Annotated in this window: 16 protein-coding genes; 7 read left to right on the plus strand and 9 right to left on the minus strand. The window is 68.5% G+C overall.

Annotation, left to right across the window (positions count from 1 at the left end):
- The first annotated feature begins 31 nt into the window (after positions 1–31).
- From AB0L70_RS04760 to AB0L70_RS04775, 4 genes are read left to right on the plus strand one after another with little or no spacing between them, the layout of a single operon-like run.
- Entirely contained in the window at positions 32–1,519 is a 1,488-nt protein-coding gene (locus AB0L70_RS04760) for a hypothetical protein (RefSeq protein WP_363680029.1), read from the plus strand.
- A gap of 3 nt (positions 1,520–1,522) precedes the next feature.
- The gene (locus AB0L70_RS04765) at positions 1,523–2,872 is read left to right on the plus strand and encodes a hypothetical protein (protein WP_363680031.1); all 1,350 of its coding nucleotides are present in this window, start codon (positions 1,523–1,525) and stop codon (positions 2,870–2,872) included.
- Between the two features lie 14 nt (positions 2,873–2,886).
- Positions 2,887–4,749, plus strand: a complete 1,863-nt coding sequence (locus tag AB0L70_RS04770) for a hypothetical protein (RefSeq protein WP_363680033.1) — start codon at positions 2,887–2,889, stop codon at positions 4,747–4,749.
- Positions 4,750–4,763: 14 nt separating this feature from the next.
- Positions 4,764–5,591: an amidohydrolase family protein gene (locus tag AB0L70_RS04775; protein ID WP_363680035.1), complete on the plus strand. Its 828-nt coding sequence runs from the start codon at positions 4,764–4,766 to the stop codon at positions 5,589–5,591.
- Here the strand turns inward: AB0L70_RS04775 and AB0L70_RS04780 are convergent.
- The 3 genes from AB0L70_RS04780 to AB0L70_RS04790 all read right to left on the minus strand — a co-directional run bounded on the left by AB0L70_RS04780 (position 5,481) and on the right by AB0L70_RS04790 (position 9,354).
- Entirely contained in the window at positions 5,481–6,851 is a 1,371-nt protein-coding gene (locus AB0L70_RS04780) for a sigma 54-interacting transcriptional regulator (RefSeq protein ID WP_363680037.1), read from the minus strand. The two genes, AB0L70_RS04775 and AB0L70_RS04780, sit on opposite strands and share 111 nt — an antisense overlap.
- Before the next feature lie 68 nt (positions 6,852–6,919).
- Complete coding sequence (locus AB0L70_RS04785; RefSeq protein WP_363680039.1) at positions 6,920–7,201, minus strand: hypothetical protein; 282 nt, start codon at positions 7,199–7,201, stop codon at positions 6,920–6,922.
- Positions 7,202–7,212: 11 nt separating this feature from the next.
- The gene (locus AB0L70_RS04790) at positions 7,213–9,354 is read right to left on the minus strand and encodes a phage tail tip lysozyme (protein ID WP_363680041.1); all 2,142 of its coding nucleotides are present in this window, start codon (positions 9,352–9,354) and stop codon (positions 7,213–7,215) included.
- Between the two features lie 208 nt (positions 9,355–9,562).
- Here AB0L70_RS04790 and ppk2 point away from each other — a divergent pair, with 208 nt between their 5' ends.
- Positions 9,563–10,471 (plus strand): polyphosphate kinase 2, encoded by a 909-nt coding sequence (gene ppk2, locus AB0L70_RS04795; protein ID WP_363680043.1) that lies wholly within the window; start codon positions 9,563–9,565, stop codon positions 10,469–10,471.
- A gap of 4 nt (positions 10,472–10,475) precedes the next feature.
- Here the strand turns inward: ppk2 and AB0L70_RS04800 are convergent, their stop codons facing one another.
- From AB0L70_RS04800 to AB0L70_RS04820, 5 genes are all read right to left on the minus strand, one after another.
- Complete coding sequence (locus AB0L70_RS04800; RefSeq protein ID WP_363680045.1) at positions 10,476–10,745, minus strand: hypothetical protein; 270 nt, start codon at positions 10,743–10,745, stop codon at positions 10,476–10,478.
- Between the two features lie 70 nt (positions 10,746–10,815).
- The gene (locus AB0L70_RS04805; RefSeq protein ID WP_363680047.1) at positions 10,816–12,333 is read right to left on the minus strand and encodes an ATP-binding protein; all 1,518 of its coding nucleotides are present in this window, start codon (positions 12,331–12,333) and stop codon (positions 10,816–10,818) included.
- Positions 12,333–13,034 (minus strand): response regulator transcription factor, encoded by a 702-nt coding sequence (locus AB0L70_RS04810; RefSeq protein ID WP_363680049.1) that lies wholly within the window; start codon positions 13,032–13,034, stop codon positions 12,333–12,335. Before AB0L70_RS04810 ends, AB0L70_RS04805 begins: the two co-directional genes overlap by 1 nt.
- Positions 13,035–13,109: 75 nt before the next feature.
- On the minus strand, positions 13,110–13,631 hold the full coding sequence (locus tag AB0L70_RS04815) for a hypothetical protein (protein ID WP_363680051.1): 522 nt from the start codon (positions 13,629–13,631) through the stop codon (positions 13,110–13,112).
- A gap of 63 nt (positions 13,632–13,694) precedes the next feature.
- The gene (locus AB0L70_RS04820; RefSeq protein ID WP_363680053.1) at positions 13,695–14,180 is read right to left on the minus strand and encodes a DUF456 domain-containing protein; all 486 of its coding nucleotides are present in this window, start codon (positions 14,178–14,180) and stop codon (positions 13,695–13,697) included.
- Between the two features lie 64 nt (positions 14,181–14,244).
- Here AB0L70_RS04820 and AB0L70_RS04825 point away from each other — a divergent pair, with 64 nt between their 5' ends.
- Positions 14,245–16,233, plus strand: a complete 1,989-nt coding sequence (locus AB0L70_RS04825) for a glycogen debranching N-terminal domain-containing protein (protein WP_363680055.1) — start codon at positions 14,245–14,247, stop codon at positions 16,231–16,233.
- Here the strand turns inward: AB0L70_RS04825 and AB0L70_RS04830 are convergent.
- The gene (locus tag AB0L70_RS04830; protein ID WP_363680057.1) at positions 16,191–16,817 is read right to left on the minus strand and encodes a LysE family translocator; all 627 of its coding nucleotides are present in this window, start codon (positions 16,815–16,817) and stop codon (positions 16,191–16,193) included. The two genes, AB0L70_RS04825 and AB0L70_RS04830, sit on opposite strands and share 43 nt — an antisense overlap.
- A gap of 87 nt (positions 16,818–16,904) precedes the next feature.
- Here AB0L70_RS04830 and AB0L70_RS04835 point away from each other — a divergent pair, with 87 nt between their 5' ends.
- On the plus strand, positions 16,905–18,380 hold the full coding sequence (locus AB0L70_RS04835; RefSeq protein ID WP_363680059.1) for a PLP-dependent aminotransferase family protein: 1,476 nt from the start codon (positions 16,905–16,907) through the stop codon (positions 18,378–18,380).
- The last annotated feature ends 149 nt before the right edge of the window (positions 18,381–18,529 follow it).

Here is an 18,529-nt window from a genome sequence, read left to right on the forward strand (position 1 = left end):
GGGCTGGCGGACAACGTGGAAGGGGCAGGAGATGTTCGAGACGGGTGCACCGACGGCTGAGTACGGGCAGGCGGAGTACAGCCAGGGGGAGTACGGCGAATACGGCGAAGGCGAGGGTGAGTACGGCCAGGGTGAGTACGGCCAGGGTGAGTACGGCGAGGGTGAGTACGGCCAGGGTGAGTACGGCCAGGGTGAATACAACGAGGGCGAGTACGGCGAATACGGCGAAGGCGAGGGTGAGTACGGCGAGGGAGAAGGCGAGTACTCCGAGGGGGAGGGTGAGGAGCAGTTCCTGCCGTTGATCCCCGTCGTCGGCAAGGTTCTCGGTGGTCTGCTCGGCGGCCTGATGAAGGAGGGCGAGTACGGCGAGGGCGAGTACGGGGAGTACGGCGAAGGCGAGGTCGGCGAGGCCGAGGAGCAGTTCCTGCACAAGATCCTCGGCAAGGTGCTCGGTGGCGAGGCCGAGGTCGGCGAGTTGCCGCTGACCGAGGCGCAGGAGAACGAGTTCGCCGGCCGGCTGCTCGAGGTGTCGAACGAGCAGGAGCTCGATCATTTCCTCGGCGGCCTGGTCAACACGATCGGCCGGGCCGTCCAAGGCATCGGCCGGGCCGCGAGCTCGCCGCAGGGCCAAGCCCTGATCGGTGCCCTCAAGCCACTCGCCAAGGTCGCGTTGCCGGCACTCGGCGGTGCGATCGGCACTGCCATCGCCCCCGGCATCGGCACCACGATCGGAGGCACCCTCGGGGCAGCAGCCAGCAAGTTGTTCGAGTCCGAGAGTTCCGGCATGAACCCGGAGCAGGAGGAGTTCGACACCGCCCGGAAGTTCGTCCGGCTGGCCGCGACGGCTGCCCAGGATGTCGCCAGTGCTCCACCCGGTGCACCCGCGGAACTGGTCGGAGAGCTCAGCATCTTCCGCGCCGCTCGCAGGGTCGCACCCTCGCTGTACCGGCACGGCCTGCGGTCGATCTCGCCGCTGGCACGCCACGTCTTCGGTCGTTCGTACAGCAGGAGCCGGTACCCCGGCCGACGGTACGGATCGCCGTACCGCGGTGGCTACCGTCCCGGCTGGCGCGGATACTCGCATCCTGGCTACGGCAGCCGTCGCTACTGGCCGCCGCGCTACCGGTCGTCCTACGGCTACCCGTCCGCGCCGTACGCCGGTCCCGGGCCGGAGCCGATGCCCGAACCGCCACCTTCAGCGCCGCCTGGCCCGCCACAGCCTGGCTTCCGCTGGGTAGCCGTTCCTCTTGGTCAGCCCGACCCCACCCCACCACCTCCACCGGAGCCCGCCCCCGGCGCCGAACCGCCCGCGGCGCCTGCTGGAGCTGACGGCGCGGCGCCACCGCAGAGCGAGTACGGTCGCTACCGCGGGTACGGCGGACGCCGGCGCGGACGCGGCTATGGCGGCTACGGCAGTAGCAGCTCGTACAGCAGCAGTTCCGGCGGCGACGGCGACGGCACCGGTGGTAGCGGCCGCTGGATCCGGCGGTCCGGCAAGATCATCCTGCTGGACGTCTGAGTCATGTACGGCGATCTGTCCGCGACCTGGCTGCTGGAGCAGGAGACCCGCGCGATGCTGACGAGGCTCGCGCTGGTCGAACCGTTCGTGCTCCAGGAGACCTGCGTCGCGGCTGCCGCGGTGTCGCCGGCAGCGTTGTCGGGCATCGAGCAGCATCTGATCGCCGGACGGCAGGAGGTTCGCGAGCGGGCGGAGGAGCTGCTCGGCTGGTTGCGCGGTCCCGGTGCGACGGCCCCGGCGCCCGAGCAGCAGCGCCGGTTCTGGATGCTGCGGCTCGCGTTCCAGAACGCGTTGGCACAGTTCGACCTGTTCTCCGAGGTCATCACGCAACGCAGCGAGCAGGACAACGGCGTACTGCTCTCGGGCCTGGACGTGGCAGCGGCGGAAGCGTTGTTGCTGCCGGACAAGTACTTCGACGCGCCGCCGGTGGTCTGTTCGTTGCACCGCGGCCTGGGCGGGGCGATCCGCCGGGCGCGCACCAGGCTGCCTGGTGGCGGTGACAATCCGGTCGCGCTGATCCGGATTCCGCGAGAACGGATGATCGGCTACGGCATCGCCTCGTCGCTGGTGCACGAGGTCGGGCATCAGGCCGCCGCATTGCTCGGGCTGGTCGAGTGCCTGCGGGCGCGGCTGCGTGCCCGCAAGTCGCGGCTGCGGTCGACCTGGCAGCTGTGGGATCGCTGGCTGGGGGAGATCGTGGCGGACTTCTGGTCGATCGCGAGGATCGGCATCGGGTCGACGCTCGGGCTGATCGGCCTGGTCAGTCTGCCGCGCGGGTTCGTGTTCCGGCCGCCCGACGAGGACCCGCACCCGATCCCGTGGCTGCGCGTACTGCTCAGCTGCGCGATCGGAGACCGGCTCTACCCGGATCCGCAATGGAACCGGCTGGCGAAGCTGTGGCAGTCGATGTACCCGATCACCGACATCTTGCCGGAGCAGTCCGCGGTGCTCGACGAACTGCGGGCGAGCATGCCCGAGCTCATCTCGATCCTGGTTGGGGCACGACCGCAACGACTGCGCGGTCGGACCCTCGGCGAGGTGGTCCGCAATCCGCAGCTCCAGCGGGAGGCACTGCTCGAGCTGTTCGCCCACTGGCGAACCGAACCGGACCAGGTGGCGATGGCGCCACCGACGCTCGCGTTCGCCGTACTGGGACAAGCCAGGGCGAGCGGACTGCTGTCGCCGGAGCGCGAGAGCGGCATGCTGCGCCGGCTGATCACGAAGTGGGCCGTGGACAGCGCGCTCGCGACGGCCCGGGCCGGAGGCCGGGTCGAGACCGGAATGTACGTCGGCCAGCCGATCATCTGGTCCGACCAGCCCGACCACCCCCAGCGGTTACACGCCGCTGTCTGACCGGAGGAAGCACGATGGACAACAACCACGAGAACAACCACGGGAACAACCACGGCGTCGAGGTCCATGCGGCCCCGCGCAAGATCACCAAGGGCGGCATCGTCAGGGTGGAAGCCGTCACCGGCTCGCTCGGCGGAGACTTCACCGTCGAGTGGCGGGTCACCGGACCTGCGCCGTTGCCGGACCGGTCCCTGATCGGCACGACGGTCGTCAACGGCGGGGAGATCCACCTCCCGTTCGACGACGGCCGGCGACTCGAAGCGACCTTGGACACCAACTCGCTCGCGATCGGTGCCTGGCAGGTCGGCATCGTCCTGACGCGGGTCTATCACGAAGATCCACCCGTCGTCGCCGAGGACGGCGAGGAACCGCCGCTCGGGTCGAGCCCGATCGTCAACATCAACTCGCAGGCCCGGACCCCCGACGTCTACGAGGCGTGGTCGCTGCCGATCGAGGTGCGGGCCAAGCCGTTCGAGTCGGGTGACGACGTCGCCGTCACGATGAAGCGGACGGCCGTACCGGCGACGTCCGACCAGGCGCTGTGGGTCGCGATCCGGAGCAGCACGAACGCTCTCGGCTTCGAGAACTACAGCCGGTTCCTGGATCGGGTGATGTGTGGCGACGGCCCCAACGGCCTGAAGGACAAGGTCCGTGAGGTCGAGCGGCGTGCCGGACTGCCGTTCCCGAATGTGAACCGGTACCGGCTGCTGAAGGCGGCGACCGAGGTCTTCCTGATGCTGCACTGCGGTGTCGACCTGGAGCGGTTCAACCACCTGCACTTGGATCTCGATGCGGAGAGCCGGCGGCTGAACCGGACCGTGGACCGCAGCGATCTCGAGGCGCAGTGGCGGGACTACCTGAACCGGATCTTCACCAGCGACGGCGAGGCGCTGGAGATCCTGCCGTACCTGGAGCTGATCCGGATCAAGCTCGGCGACGTACCCGTCATCGGTGGCGGGCGCCGGCACGAGGACGCCGAGGTCTGCTACGGGATCCTCGCGGAGAAGCTGTCCAACCCGTGCTTCCTGGAGCTGATCTGGTCGTACTGGCTGGACGAGGGCAGCCTGATGCAGACGATGAACGCGATCACCTGGCGGTTCCAGAACCGCACCCACGGCCCGCGTGGCCGGGACCCGCTGGAAGGGCTGGAGATCGACCCACTGCGGCCGCTCAACAACCTGCTCTGGGGCTGGATCCAGGACGCGCAGCATCGGCTCACCACGGTCCGCCGGGCGTACGAGTACGACCACCACTACGGTCTCGTGCTCGCCAGCAAGCCGGGCCCGCCGGTCCGCGGTGCCGACTCACGGTCGCGGTTCATCGAGGCACTGCACAACCTGCTGCGGCTGTGCATGGAGTTCAACCACGACGATGACGACACGACCAGGATCGCGGACGGCTTCGGCGTACTGAACGCACTGAAGGAGACGCATCTGCTGCTCACCCAGGGCGCGCACAACGCGTACGGCGACCTGCCGTGGACCGCGCGGCACGAGATGCTGATGAACCAGTGGATCCTGGCCCGGCCGGAGATGCGGGACTTCCTGCCGACCCGGACCATGGTCGCCTACCCCGAGGCCTGGATGGACCGGGTCGAGGCGATGAGCCGGCTCCAGGGCTGGTCCGATGCCTCGGTGATGCACTTCCGCGACATGGCCGTCTTCGGTGAGCAATTGCTGCTCGGTATCCGGTTCGGCAACTGGACCAGCGTGATCGAGCCCGAGCAGGCCGCGAACTGGGCCCGCTACTGGCGCGCGGAGGTCCAGGGCTACATCCACGCCTACCGTGCGGTCACCGGTGTCGACCTGGCCCATCGGACCGACCGGTCGATGCCTGCGGTGCACCTGCGCAGGCAGTACGGCGCCCTTCGCGGCTGATCGGAGGACGTGCGGTGAACAGACTGTCCCGGGCCCGGCCGGCAGTGGCGACGATCATCGACGCCCACTGCCACGCCGGGCCCGGCGACGGTTTCACCGGGCCGTGGGACACCTCGGCCCCACTCGACGACTACCTGCGCCGCTGCGACGAGGCCGGCATCGGCCGGTCGAACCTGCTGGCGGCGTTCCACTCCGACTACCGGGTCGCGAACGAGGAGGTCGGCCGGATCGTCGCCTCCGATCCCGGCCGGTTCACCGCGTTCGCGTTCGTGAACGCCGAACGGGACAGGGGCCAGGTGCACTCGCTCGTACGCCGTGCCGTGGTCGGCCTCGGCTTCTGCGGCATCAAGGTGCATCGCCACGACGCCCGACTGAGCCGCGAGATCTGCGACGTCGCCCGGTTGTTCCGGCTACCCATCCTGTACGACGTGATGGGCGAGGTGGCCGCCGCGGAACTCTTCGCGACCGAATACCCGGACGTGAACTTCATCATTCCGCACCTGGGTAGCTTCGCGGACGACTGGAGTGCGCAACTGGCGTTCACGAGCCTGCTCGCGGATCACCCGAACCTGTTCACGGACACCTCCGGCGTACGGCGTTTCGACGTACTGGTGAAGGCGGTTCGACGGGCCGGGCCGGGCAAGGTGCTGTTCGGGACGGATGGTCCGTGGCTGCATCCGGGGCTCGAGCTGGAGAAGGTTCGGCTGCTCAAGTTGCCGCCGGAGGCCGAGTCACTCGTTCTGGCCGGCAACTTCCTGCGGCTGACCGAACCGGTGCGGCGCCGGCAGCTGCGGTCGTCCGGACTTCTGCCAAGCCCGGACCGCGCGCGCCGGCACACGTAGCTGCTGGGCGGCGCGTTCGACGTTGCCACCCGCGCAGGCGAGAGCGAACCGCATGGCCGCCGCAATGGTGGCCGAGGTGATGTCGTCGAGTCCCGCGCCACGAGCCAGTGCTCGACGCACACTGTCGCCCAGGTCGCCGTCGTTCGCGGCCGGTTCGGTGCGCGGCACAGGACGCTCATGATCGGGGATGTCCCCGACGGTGACGAAGCCATTGGTGAGATGGCGGTGGACGATCTGCATCACCAGGCTGCGCAGGTCGCGCACGTTGCCCGGATAGGACCTGGAGACGAGCAGCTCGCGGACCGCCTCCTCGAGTCGCGGCGGTTCGCGGCCGGGATAGACCTGGCCGAAGAAGTGCTGGAACAACAGGACGATGTCCTCGGTCCGTTCCCGCAGGCTCGGCAGTCGCAAGGTGCTGCCGGCGATCCGGTAGTAGAAGTCGTTGCGGAAGGATCCCTCGGCCCGGGCGGACCCGAGGTCGCGGTTCGTCGCGCAGACCAGGCGGAACGTGCTCTGGCGCCAGACGTTGCTGCCGACCCGTTTGTACGTGCCTTCCTGGATCACTCGCAGCAGTTCGGCCTGAAGGGTGGCCGGCAGCTCGCCCACCTCGTCGAGGAACAGCGTGCCGCCGTCGGCGAGCTCGAAAGCGCCGGCCCGGGCCGACGCGGCGCCGGTGAATGCACCCTTCTCATGCCCGAAGAACTCCGAGCCGGACAGGCTCGGCACGATCGTGGAGCAGTCCAGGATGACCAGGCTCTTCTTGCCCGGCCGCGGGTCGAGCTCATGGATCAGCTGGGCGACGCGTTCCTTGCCGGTGCCGCTCTCGCCGGTGATGAGGACCGCGGCCGAGGTGAACCGCGCGACCTCGACAGCCTCGCGTAGGACGGCCTGCCAGACCGCACTTTCGCCGACCAGGAAGTCCTGGACGTGCCGGCCCCGGACCAGCTCGTCGATCGTGTGCCAACGCTGGAGCCGGTCGGCGATGTGTTGCGCGGAATCCTCGGGATCGCGCCACGTGAAGACATCCGAGGCCCCGGCGCGCAACAGCCGCCAGCTGTCCTCGCCCCGCAACCCGTCGCCGGTGGACAACGCCAGTACGCGTCCGGGCTTGGCCGCGGCGTGCTCACTGATGCCGGCGGCAACAGCCGGGGAGGCGGCGCCGAAGACGACGAGGCCGTTGAGCACCGACCCGTTCGCGTGCGTGGGGTCGAGCAGTTTGATGTCGAGCGCCTCGAGGCCGTGCACTACCGTTCGGATCACCGATTCCGGTGCTCCGATGACGTCGATCCAGGCATCCACTGGCGTACGGCGGGTTGCGATCGTGGTGGTCAGCTGTCGCGGCGGCCGTGGTTACGCTCGCCGGCGAGGAGCGGCACGGTGTCCTTGTGCAGCTCGAAGTGGCTCTCAGGGAGGTGCGGCAGGCGTTCGAGGATGTCGGCCTCGGGGAAGACATCCTTCAGGACGTTGATCGCATCCTCCGCGTCCTGCCGCGAGTTGTAGTCGCGGGTACCGCGGGCCAGCGAACGGAGCTGACCGTTCTTGGCCTCCATGAAGCTCCAGACGAACTGATGGTTGCCGAGTCGCTTGATCTCGAACCAGTAGCCGTTCACGGTTGGTCCTTTCAACGTTGAGAAGAGCTGCGGAAGGTGCGGAGGGCCTGCGCGCCGGCGGCACGCCGCTTGGTCAGGACCGCCTGAACACCGGGGTCGCTGGTCGGCTTGTCGTTGACAGCGGCCGGGCGCTCGAATTTGAGTACGACGACATCCGACGCCTGGTCGAGAGTCACGCCGGGGGAGCGCAGCACCGTGTCGACGGCGCGATAGGTCCCGCGCAACTCGGCGACCAGGTAATCGACCTGCGCGTCGAGATTGTGCAGGATCGCCGAGCCCAGCTGCCGGCCGTTGAAGGTGTGCTTGAACAGCCCGACCCGGCGTTCCGGGCTGGTCCACTGCGCCAGCCCGACCCCGGGCAGCCGGGGACCGATCTTGCGGCTGAAGTTGCGGTCGCGGACCTGGTCCGGGGTGAAGTCGCGGAGCTGTCCGCTGAAGTCCGGCGCCCGCAACGGGGTCTCGGACTTACTGCCCTCGATCCGGTCGGGCTGGACCTGCGACTCCGACATCAGGTTGCCGACCAGACCGGCGGCGCCGTTGACCGGGTAGCCGTACTTGCGAACCAGCAACTCCATCACCCGGGCGACCCGCGCGTCGAGACCGACCGGGGTCGAGCCCGACGCCGGCGGACCGTAGGTGCGTGGGGCAGGAGGACCGTAGGTGCGTGGGGCCGGAGGACCATAGGTGGGTTTGGTGTCCGGAGCGCTTCGGGCGGAGCGGCAGCGGATCACCGCGAAGAAGCGGCTTTGGTTTCCCGACAGGTCCAGCTTGCCGTCCGGCCGCGTCCGCAGGAGCTTCTCGCCGACCGTCTGACTGACGTTGCCGCCGATCACCCGGATCTGCCCGGGCCGTACCTCGGTGACCACGTCGCAGTGCGTCTTCCAGGGTCGTCCGTTGCCGATGTTGTCGTAGGTCACGCCGCTCTCCCGGGAGGCGCAGACGAGGTCTCCGACCTGCGGTGCGATCTCGGTCGCGCGATAGGCCCAGAAGGGGTTCGACGTGTTGCCGTCCAGCCGGTTCTTGCGTGCGGCCGCGATGTAGGCCCGGTGCGCCGAGGAGTAGTTGAACCCTGTGGCTCCCGCCGTACGCATGACGTAGGAAATGAACACGGCCGACCACGGATGTGACCCCTGGTACGTCGAGCTCTGCATCTGCGCGTCGGTCACGGTGTCGTGGACACCGACGCGGTAGTACTCGCGCAGGATCGGACTCGCGGCGGGGGAGGTCTCCGTCAGGGCTCGTCCGCCGCCGGGACGCCAGCGCCGGAACTGTTCGCGCGCTACCCGGGCGATCGCGGCGCACAACGCCGAGTTGTTGGACCCGCTCGGGGTCTCGTGCTCGGAGCGGTCAGGCTGTCGTGGCCGGGTTGCGCCCGGCAGATCCGCGCCAGGATCGGCCAGCAGCCGCCAGCCGTAGGTCTGGGGAATGGCCATGTGGGTTACCCCTGTCTGCTCGACTCGGAACTTCGCGGATGTGCGCCCCAGCGCGGTGGCGACTCGGAGGCTGTTGCGGGCGGTCGCTTCGCCCGGCCGGAACAGGACCCGGAGCGCACCCGAGCCGGCGGCCTGGCGGCGGCGGGCCCAGGTGATCAGCGGGCCGGGATCGCTGTACAGGGCATCGAAGGTGTGCACCTCATCCGGGTCGAGATGCCGAAGGATCGCCATCAAGGCCGAGCCGCCGCCGGAGTGCGCGGTCAGGATCAGGCGCCCCCGGCGCGCGTGGACTCCGGTCGCCTTACCGAACCTGCGCAACGCTTCGTCGACGAGCTTCGTGATCGCGCCCGGCGGCTGGAGGGCCGGGAAGCTGTAGCCCCGGCCGGACCGTCCGCCGTAGAAGTGCCCGCGCGGCAGAATCATCAGCGTCGGCGTGGTGCGCCCGGCCGTCGACGGATGCGCCGGGTCGACGAGGTCGAGACCGCTGACCGGCGCCATGTCGCGGACGAGTTGCATCGAACGGCCCTTGGGCGAGTGTCCGTGCAGATGAACGACGACGTCGACCGTGGTTGTGCCCGCCGGCATCGCGCTCCACCGCAGCAGTACGTCGGGTGGGGTGCCGTGATGGCTTGCGAGCAGGGGCAGGTGTTCGACGACCAAATGGCCGCGTGTGGACGCGCCGCGCTGATGATCGAGCTCCGGCGCCAAGGATCCGGTCATGGGCCGACCTTCCTGCTGATCCGACCGTTGGCCCATATCCCTGCAAGAACCGGGCCAGGCCGAACCCCCCCCCGAGCGCGACCGGTCGCACGATGACGCGCAGCGCGCGTCTCCCAACCCCTAGGCTTAACCGTACCGTGATTTTGTTCATCTGTGGGCAGCTCGCGGTTCACCGCCGCAAGGCTGAAGGCAGCGAATGTTTGAGGCTATGAGCACCCCGAATCTGGTCAGCGAACTCGGCTTCCGTGTCCTCGACGAAGAGGACGACGACCCGGTGCTGCTGCGCGCGGACGGTACGCCGGTCGACACCTGGCGCGAGGGTTATCCGTACGGCGAACGGCTGGCCCGCGAGATCTACGACCGGGACAAGCGGCTGCTGCAGATCGAGCTGCTCAAACTGCAGTACTGGGTGAAGCGTTCCGGGCAGAAGCTTGTCATCGTCTTCGAGGGACGCGACGCCGCCGGCAAGGGCGGGACGATCAAGCGGTTCATGGAGCACCTCAACCCACGCGGCGCCCGCATCGTCGCGTTGGAGAAGCCGACGGACCGCGAGCAGACGCAGTGGTACTTCCAGCGCTACGTCGAATACCTCCCGGCCGCGGGGGAGATGACGCTGTTCGACCGCTCTTGGTACAACCGCGCCTGCGTCGAGCGCGTGATGGGCTTCTGCTCCCAGGACCAGTACGACGAGTTCATGCGGCAGGCGCCTGAATTCGAACGGATGCTGGTGCGGTCGGGAATCCTGCTGGTGAAGCTGTGGTTCTCGGTCTCGCAGGCCGAACAGCAGACCCGCTTCACGATCCGCCAGATCGACCCGGTCCGGCAATGGAAACTCTCACCCACCGACCTGGCGTCGTTGGACAAGTGGGGCGACTACACCGAGGCCAAGGAAGCGATGTTCCACTACACGGACACACCCCACGCACCGTGGACCGTCGTGAAGAGCAACGACAAGAAGCGCGCCCGCCTGGAGGCCATGCGCCACGTCCTGAGCCTCTACGACTACACCGACAAAGACCTGGAACTAGTAGGCACCCCAGACCCCAAAATCCTGGGCCCAGCCGCCCAAGTCCTAGAACACGGCGAATCCGCCAACCGAACCTTCCCGGTCCTCTGACTCGCTACTGCCACCAGTAGTAGTAATAGCCCTTGTACCAGCGGTAGCAGCCGCTGGTCGGGTCGGTGGGGAGGCCGCGGGCGTACTTCACCCGGCGTTGCTCGTCACACTTCCTGGCGTCTGCGTAGTTCGGCGAAGTGTGCCAGCTCTGCGACGCGACCACCGCCGGAGAACTCTGGGCCGCAGGAGACGCACTGGCGGTCGAAGCACCGGCGCCGAGTAGGGCAACCCCCGTCGAGGCGATGGCGAGAAGTGTCGTAGCAGTACGCCGCATGGAAAGTCCCAACTCCCGGAAACAGATGCCGCGAGCGTAGGAGCGAGCGCTTTCAGTTCGCTTTCAAACGTTAGTTCTCGCGGGGGAGGGGGAGGTGGACTGTGAAGGTGGCGCCTTGGGGGTGGGTGTTGGTTACCGTGACGCGGCCGGCGTGGGCGGTTACCAGGGCGGCGACTATGGACAGGCCTAGGCCGGAGCCGCCGGTGGAGCGGGTCCGGGCTGAGTCGGCTCGGTAGAAGCGTTCGAAGACCCGAGCCTTTTGCTCGTCGGACAAACCGGGTCCGGAGTCGCTGACCTCGAGGATGGCCTCGCCGTCTCGGGTGCCGACGGAGACCACGATGGGGGCGTCGATCGGCGTGTGGTGGAGCGCGTTGCTGATCAGGTTGCCCAGGACCTGACGCAGCCGGGCCTCGTCGCCCGAGACGACCGGCGCCTCGGAGTCCGGGAGGATCTGCAGGGACATGTTGCGCTCCGGCTCTACAGCCTGGGCATTGTGCAGGGCATCCGCGGCGATTGGGAGCAGGTCGACCGGCTCCATCCGCAAAGGTCGTTGTTGATCGAGCCGGGCCAGCAGCAACAGGTCATCGACGAGCAGGCCCATCCGTTTCGCCTCGTCCTCGATCCGTCGCATCGTGTCCGCGTCGCCGCCGTCACCCCGTTGCCGGGTCAACTCGGCGAAGCCGCGGATCGACGTCAGCGGCGTACGCAGCTCATGGGACGCATCCGCCACGAACCGCCGCATCCGGTCCTCCGACTGCCGCGCCGCGTCTTCGGACTGCCGAGCAATCTCCTCGGACTCCCGCGCAGTCTCCTCCGACCGCCGCGCCGCGAGCTCCGACGCGGTCCGTTGCGCGAACGCGTTCTCGATCTGCCCCAGCATCTGGTTCAGCGCGAGCGACAAACGGCCGACCTCGGTCCGTGGATCCCGCTGCGGCACGCGCCGGCTCAGGTCCCCGCCCGCGATCGCAACCGCGGTGTGCTCGACGTCCTCGAGTCCGCGCAGACTTCGTCGTACGACGTAAGTCCCGACGCCGGCGAGCAGAATCAACAAGATCACCGCCGCGGCAGCCTGAATGCCGATCAGTTGCCGGATCGTGCCGTTCACGTCGCCCAGGCTCTGCGCGACCAGCACCGAACCGCTGCCGTCGTCCAGCGGTAGCGCCACCACCCGCCAGGTCGCGTTCCCGGAGACAGCCTTGGTGTTGAACGGCTTGCCGTTGAGCGCACGGACCTGGTTGAGGTTGAGCGTCGGCAGCGCAGGCAACGGCTCGGTGTCCGCGAACGGCGCCCGGAACGGCTTGTCGTCAGCCGTGCCCTCGGAGTCGTTGTACTGCACGACGATGAAGCTGGGCAGCGGCCGGCGACCACCACCGGGACGCGGCGGGCGGTTGCCGGGGTTGTCCTGCTGGAAGATCGTCGAGGCCTGGGTCAGCTGTCCGTCGACCCGGTTCACCAGGTAGTCGCGCATGATCGTGGTCGCCACTACGCCGGAGGCGACCAGAGCCAGCGCCACCAGGGTCAGCAGGACGACCACGATGGTGACGCGGAGCGGGTACCGGTCGGCGAACCGCCGGTGGGTCAGCTGCATCAGTTCGGGCCTCGCGGGGTGCGCAGGACATAGCCGACCCCGCGGACGGTGTGGAGCAGCTTCTGGTCGCCGGTGTCGACCTTACGACGCAGGTACGACATGTACGACTCGACCACGCCCGCGTCGCCGGCGAAGTCGTAGTTCCAGACCGCCGACAGGATCTGACCCTTCGACATCACCCGCTCGGCGTTCTCCAGCAGGCACCGCAGCAGCTTGAACTCCGTGAGCGACAGCTGCACCGCCTGGCCGGACTTGAACACCTCGTAGCTGTCCTCGTTCAGCTCCAGGTCGGCATACCGCAGTACGGCGGCCTCCGTGGTGGTCTGCTCCCGGTGACCGGACCGCCGCAGCAGTGCACGCACCCGGGCGACCAGCTCGTCCAGGCTGAACGGCTTGGTCACGTAGTCGTCGCCACCGGTGTGCAGGCCGAGCACCTTGTCCTCGACCGCGTCCCGGGCGGTCAGGAACAGGACCGGCACGTGCCGGTCCTCGCCGCGCAGCCGCCGGACCACCTCGAATCCGTCCAGGCCGGGCATCATCACGTCGAGCACGACCAGGTCGGGCTCCACCTCACGGGCCTTGCGCAGCGCCTCGGCGCCGTGGGTCGCCGTGGTCACGTCGTACCCGGCGAAGCGCAGACTCGCGGAGAGCAGCTCGACAATGTTCGGTTCGTCGTCGACCACCAGCAGATGCGGACTCATGCCACTCAGTGTGCCGCCGGTACCCGTGTGATCCCTGGAAGCTTCCTGGCAATCAGCTGTGAGTCGGCTCCGGAATCACCGGGGGCCGTGCTTGAAACCCCACTTCTGGCCGGCCGCGTCGCGGGCGGTGCTGTCACTGACCGAGGTCGCCGTGGCGTTGTTGTTCGCCACCACCGCGCTGACCATCACGTTGCTGCCCGTCTTGATCGAGCCGATGCCGTCGCGGGCCGAGTTCACCAGGGTCTCCGCCGTGACCGCATAAGTCCGGCTGTACCCGTCCTCGCTCTTCACGGTGATCGAGTCCTTGCTGACCGCGATCACCGAACCCCGCTGGCTGGCGACGGTCTGGTATGTCCCGTCGTCCTTCTTGACCACGAACTCACCGTGCAGCGCCCCGCCGAGACCGAACTCACCACGAAGACCCGGGCCCTTACCAGGGCCGTCGGGCCGTGGCTGGTTCGGTGTCGACGGTGAAGCCGAAGGTGATGGGGTGGGGTCGGCACTGTTGGCCGCCCACGCGACGCCGCCGGCGGTGGTCGTCACGGCAACCGCGGCCGCCGTACCGATCAGTCGCCACTTCTTCTCTGAAAGCTTCATCCTTCACACACTGCCTCAGCTAGCTGTGACGAGGCTCCGGTGCGGCTAAGAAAATCCTGGCAATCACACCAAAAACAGGACGGCGATCAACCAGACGGCCGCGGCCAGCGACGTACCGATGAACTCGATCAGGATCGACAGACCGGTCGCCTTCAGCGCGTGCTTGGTCGACGTCCAGGCCTCGGCGTGGGTCCTCAGCCGCTGCGCCTCGGACAGGTACACGCCGAGCGGGAAGCCGACAAACATCCCGACCACCGGGATGACGAAGAACCCGACGATCCCGAGCAATACGCCGACGATCATGGACCGCCTGGGTACGCCGGAGTCGCGAAGTCTCCGCTCCGGTACGACGTACTTCACCACCTGGCTGGCCCCGATCAGCACCACCGCCGCGGCGAGCACGATCCAGGCGGTCGCGCTGCGGTCCAGCAGCGCCCAGACGAGGATCGCGGCCAGGCTGAGGATCGCCCCGGGCAGGATGGGCACGACGATGCCCACGATGCCGACGAAGATCACGATCCCGACCAGGACGGTCAAACCTGTATCCACACACCCCACTGTGCCCGAACCGGGGACTTTTAGAGCCGGACGCGCGCACCTTTAGGGTGGACGCATGCCCGCTTTGCACGAATTGGTCACTGCGCTCGCTGCTCCTTGGGTGGTTCTCTCGCCGCGTTCCGGTCAACTCACCGGGGCGGGTGCCGAGGGGGTGTACGCCCGGGACCGGCGGATCCTGTCACGCCTGAGCGTCACGATCGACGGCCAGGACCCGCTCCCGGTGCACGTCGACGAAGTTGACGCGGCCACCCACCAGTACGTCGCCCTGGTCGAAGGGCTCGGCGACACGCGGCACGATCCGACCGTGATGCTGTACCGGACCCGCACGGTGGACAGCGACGGCCTGACCGAGCGCATCACGCTGGTGAATCGTTCCCGGGCCACGATCGAGTGTCGCCTGGATGTTGCCCTGGGCACCGATCTCGCCGGCACCGCGGCCGTCCGCAGCGGCGCCGCGGCCGAGCTCCCCGAACTGACCCCGGTCGCTGACCTGGAATGGGAGAGCGACGAGACCCGAGTCCGGGTAGCAGCCGACCCGGGCGTCTCGGCGACCCCGCGGCTCGAACCGGGGGAGGAGTTCACCCTCACCCTCCGCGTCACCGCCGACTTCCCGAAGTCCAGCACCGGCTTCACGATCGAGCCGCCCGCGGACAGAACGCCGTACGCCGTTGGGCTGTCGTGTGACGACCGCCGGGTCGAGCGCTGGTGGAACCGATCGCTCGAGGACCTCCAGGCCCTGCAGCTCGCCGTGGGCGACGACCGCTACCTCGGCGCCGGTCCGCCCTGGTACCTCACGCTCTTCGGCCGCGACTCCCTCATCTCTTCGGGCATGCTGATCCCGGTCGATCCCGGACTCGCTGCCGGAACACTGCGAGCACTCGCCGCCTGGCAGGGCACCAAGGTCGACCCGGAGTCCGCCGAACAGCCCGGCAAGATCCCGCACGAACTGCGCGCCGAGGTCGCCGACCACGGTGGCGGCCTGGTTCTGCCTGCGGCCTACTACGGCACGCACGACGCGACCCAGCTCTGGATCATCACCCTCCACAAGGCCTGGCGCTGGGGCCTGCCGGCCGAGGAGTTCCTGCCGAACCTCCGCGGCGCGCTCAACTGGATGCGGGAGTACGCCGATCCCGACGACGACGGCTTCCTCGAGTACGTCGACGAGTCGGGTCATGGACTGGCCAACCAAGGCTGGAAGGACTCGGCCGACGCGGTGCAATGGCCGGACGGCACCCTTGCGACAGCACCGATCGCGCTCTGCGAGGTGCAGGGGTACGCGTACTCAGCAGCGATCAAGGGTGCCGAGCTGCTCGAAGCGCATGGCGAGTCCGGCGACGAATGGCGCGCGTGGGCGGCGGCCCTGCAGGAGCGGTTCCGGAGCGCCTTCTGGGTCGATGGCTATCCGGCCATCGCGTTGGACGGCGCCAAGAACCCGGTCGCGGGGCGTGCGTCGAACATGGGGCACCTGCTCGGCACAGGCCTGCTCGACGCGGACGAGGAGCAGACGGTCGCCGACGGACTGGCCGGTGCGGATCTCAACAGTGGCTTCGGGCTGAGAACGTTGTCCACGGCAATGACCCGGTTCAACCCGCTCGGCTATCACACCGGCAGCGTCTGGCCGCACGACACCGCGATGACGATCCAAGGCCTCTACGCATCCGGTCACGCCGCGGTGGCGTCGTCGTACGCCGAGGGTCTGATCCGTGCCGCGGAAGCGTTCGACTACCGGCTGCCCGAGTTGTACGGCGGCCGTGGGACGGGCGAGGAGAGTTCGCCGACGCCGTACCCGCTCTCGTGCCGACCGCAGGCGTGGGCCGCTGCGTCGGCGGTCGCGGTGGTTGTCGCGGCGCTGGGGATCGAGCCGGATGTGCCGGGGGAGACGCTGGTGGTGAATCCGGGCGAGTCTCCGTGGCGTGCGCTCGAGGTGAGCGGGCTTCGGCTCGGCGGGGAGACGCTGTCGCTCCGGTTGGACGCCGACGGTCTCACGGTGCTGGAGGCGCCTCAGAACGCGGCGATGAGGGCGAACGCGGACAACGCGAGGTAGATCCCGGCGACGACCAGGTTGCGGCCACGACTTGTCGTACGGACGGCTCGGAAGCGTCTGCCGATCGCGTCCGCACCGACGGCGTAGCAGAGGTCGAACACGAGGCCGATCAGCAGCGCGCCGGCGCCGAGCAGCAGCATCTCGGTGCGCAGCTGGTCCGGTCCCGCGTCGCGCGTGGTGAACTGCGGCAGGAACGCGAGGAAGAACAGCGCTGCCTTCGGGTTCATCAGATTCACGAGTACGCCGTCGCGAAAGACGCGGCCGAGTGGTGCGGTGTCGACCCCGCCGGTGTGCTCCGACGTCCGGGTCGTGATGAGCTTCACGCCGAGGTAGGCCAGGTACAGAGCACCGGCGAGCGTGATCGCGGTGAACAGCGCCGGCGAGGCCTTCACCAGCGTCGCGAGACCAAGTGCGGTGACGGCGATGTAGACGAGCGTGCCGGTCTCGATCGCCAGCGCCGAGACCACTCCGGCGCGGCGTCCCTGGGTCAGGCTGCGGAGCGAGATGTAGAGGTTGTTCGGGCCCGGCATTCCGACCAGCACCACCGTCGCGCCGGCGAACCCCACCAGTTGCCCGATCCCCATCGTCATACCTTCCGCTCGAACTGGACTGCTTGCCGGTACTAGCCTGGCGGCGCGAGAAGCAGTCCACCCGAGCCAATAGGGAGAGAAGTGGACCGTTCCGGAGACCCGGCCGCGCTGGCGGACCTGATCGGCCACCGGCTGTCCGGCCGCGTCGGCGGTCTGTACCGGCGACTGGCCGACGAGATCGCGGCACTGATCGGCTCGACCGAGCTCCCGGTCGGCGCCCGCCTCCCGGCCGAACGCCGGCTCGCCGAGTCCCTCGCGATCAGTCGCTCCACCGTGGTCGCGGCGTACGACGAACTCCGCGCCCGCGGCCTGGTCGAGAGCCGCCGCGGCAGCGGTACGACGGTCGCCCGGTCAGCCGGACGTGGTCGGTCCCGGGCCGACAAGCGGATGCCGACCGGGTACGGCGAGTCCCTGTTCCACCGGATCGCGGTCGGACCGGGCGAGGTCATCTCGCTCACGTACGCCGTCGATCCGGGGATGCCCGAGTTGACCGAGGAGCTCATTGACCTGGCGTCGACCGACCTGCCGGCCTTGCTCGGCGATGTCGGGTACCATCCGCGCGGGTTGCTGGTGCTGCGGGAACGGATCGCGGATCACTTCACTGAATCCGGGTTGCCGACCTCGCCCGACGAGATCGTGGTCACCACCGGTGCACATCAGGCGATCGCGTTGGTGACGCAGATGTACCTGCGGTCGGGTGCGGCGGTCGCGATCGAGCAGCCCAGTTGGCCGGGGTGTTTCGATCTGTTCGGGGCGGCCGGCGGGCGGGTGGTCGGCGTACCGCTGGATGATGCGGGGATCCGGCCGGACCTGCTTGCTGCCGCGTTCGCCGAGCATCAGCCGGCGATGCTGTTCGTGATGCCGACGTTCCACAATCCGACCGGCCTGTTGATGTCGGCGGCGCGACGACGGCAGGTCGCGGAGCTGGCCGCTCGGTACGGGGTGGTCGTGGTGGAGGACAACGCGTACTCGGCGTGGGATCCGGCCGGGCCGGCGATCCCGCCGCCGCTGGCGGCCTATGCGCCGGATGGTGCCGAGGTGCTGTCGATCGGGTCGGTGTCGAAGGCTGTGTGGGGTGGACTGCGGATCGGGTGGATCCGGGCGTCACGTCCGCTCGCGGAGCGGTTGGCGCGGCACAAGGCGCTGGCCGATCTGGGGAGTCCGGTGATCGATCAGGCGTTGACTGCTCGGTTGCTGCCGCGGCTGGGGGAACTGACCGCGGCGCGGGCGCGGACGGCGACTGTGCGGAAGAAGCTGATGGGTCAGTTGCTGACCGAGCGACTGCCTGATTGGGAGTGGTCAGTGCCCACTGGTGGGTCCGCGTTGTGGATCCGGTTGCCGGAGACCGATGCGCGGGTGTTCGCACAGGTCGCGTTGCGGCACGGGGTCGAGGTGGTCGCGGGGCATGCGATGGATCCGACTGGTGACCACGACGACTACCTACGGGTTCCTTTCGCCTACTCCGAGCAAGTGCTTGATGATGCGGTCAACCGGTTGGCACGCGCCTGGCAAGAACTACGCCGCCACGGCCCCGCCCCCGCCGTACCCCTCGTCTGAACGAACGGATGGCGGTCACCTTTTGGGTAACCGCCATCTCCTACCCCTCATCCGTTCGTTCCCTTCTGCCCGAACGAACGGATGGCGGTCACCCTGTTGGGTAACCGCCATCGAAGCCTGTTTGACTTTGGCGCCGCCGTTGGCGCGTT

This window comes from Kribbella sp. NPDC051952 (genome assembly GCF_040680855.1).
GTDB lineage: Bacteria > Actinomycetota > Actinomycetes > Propionibacteriales > Kribbellaceae > Kribbella.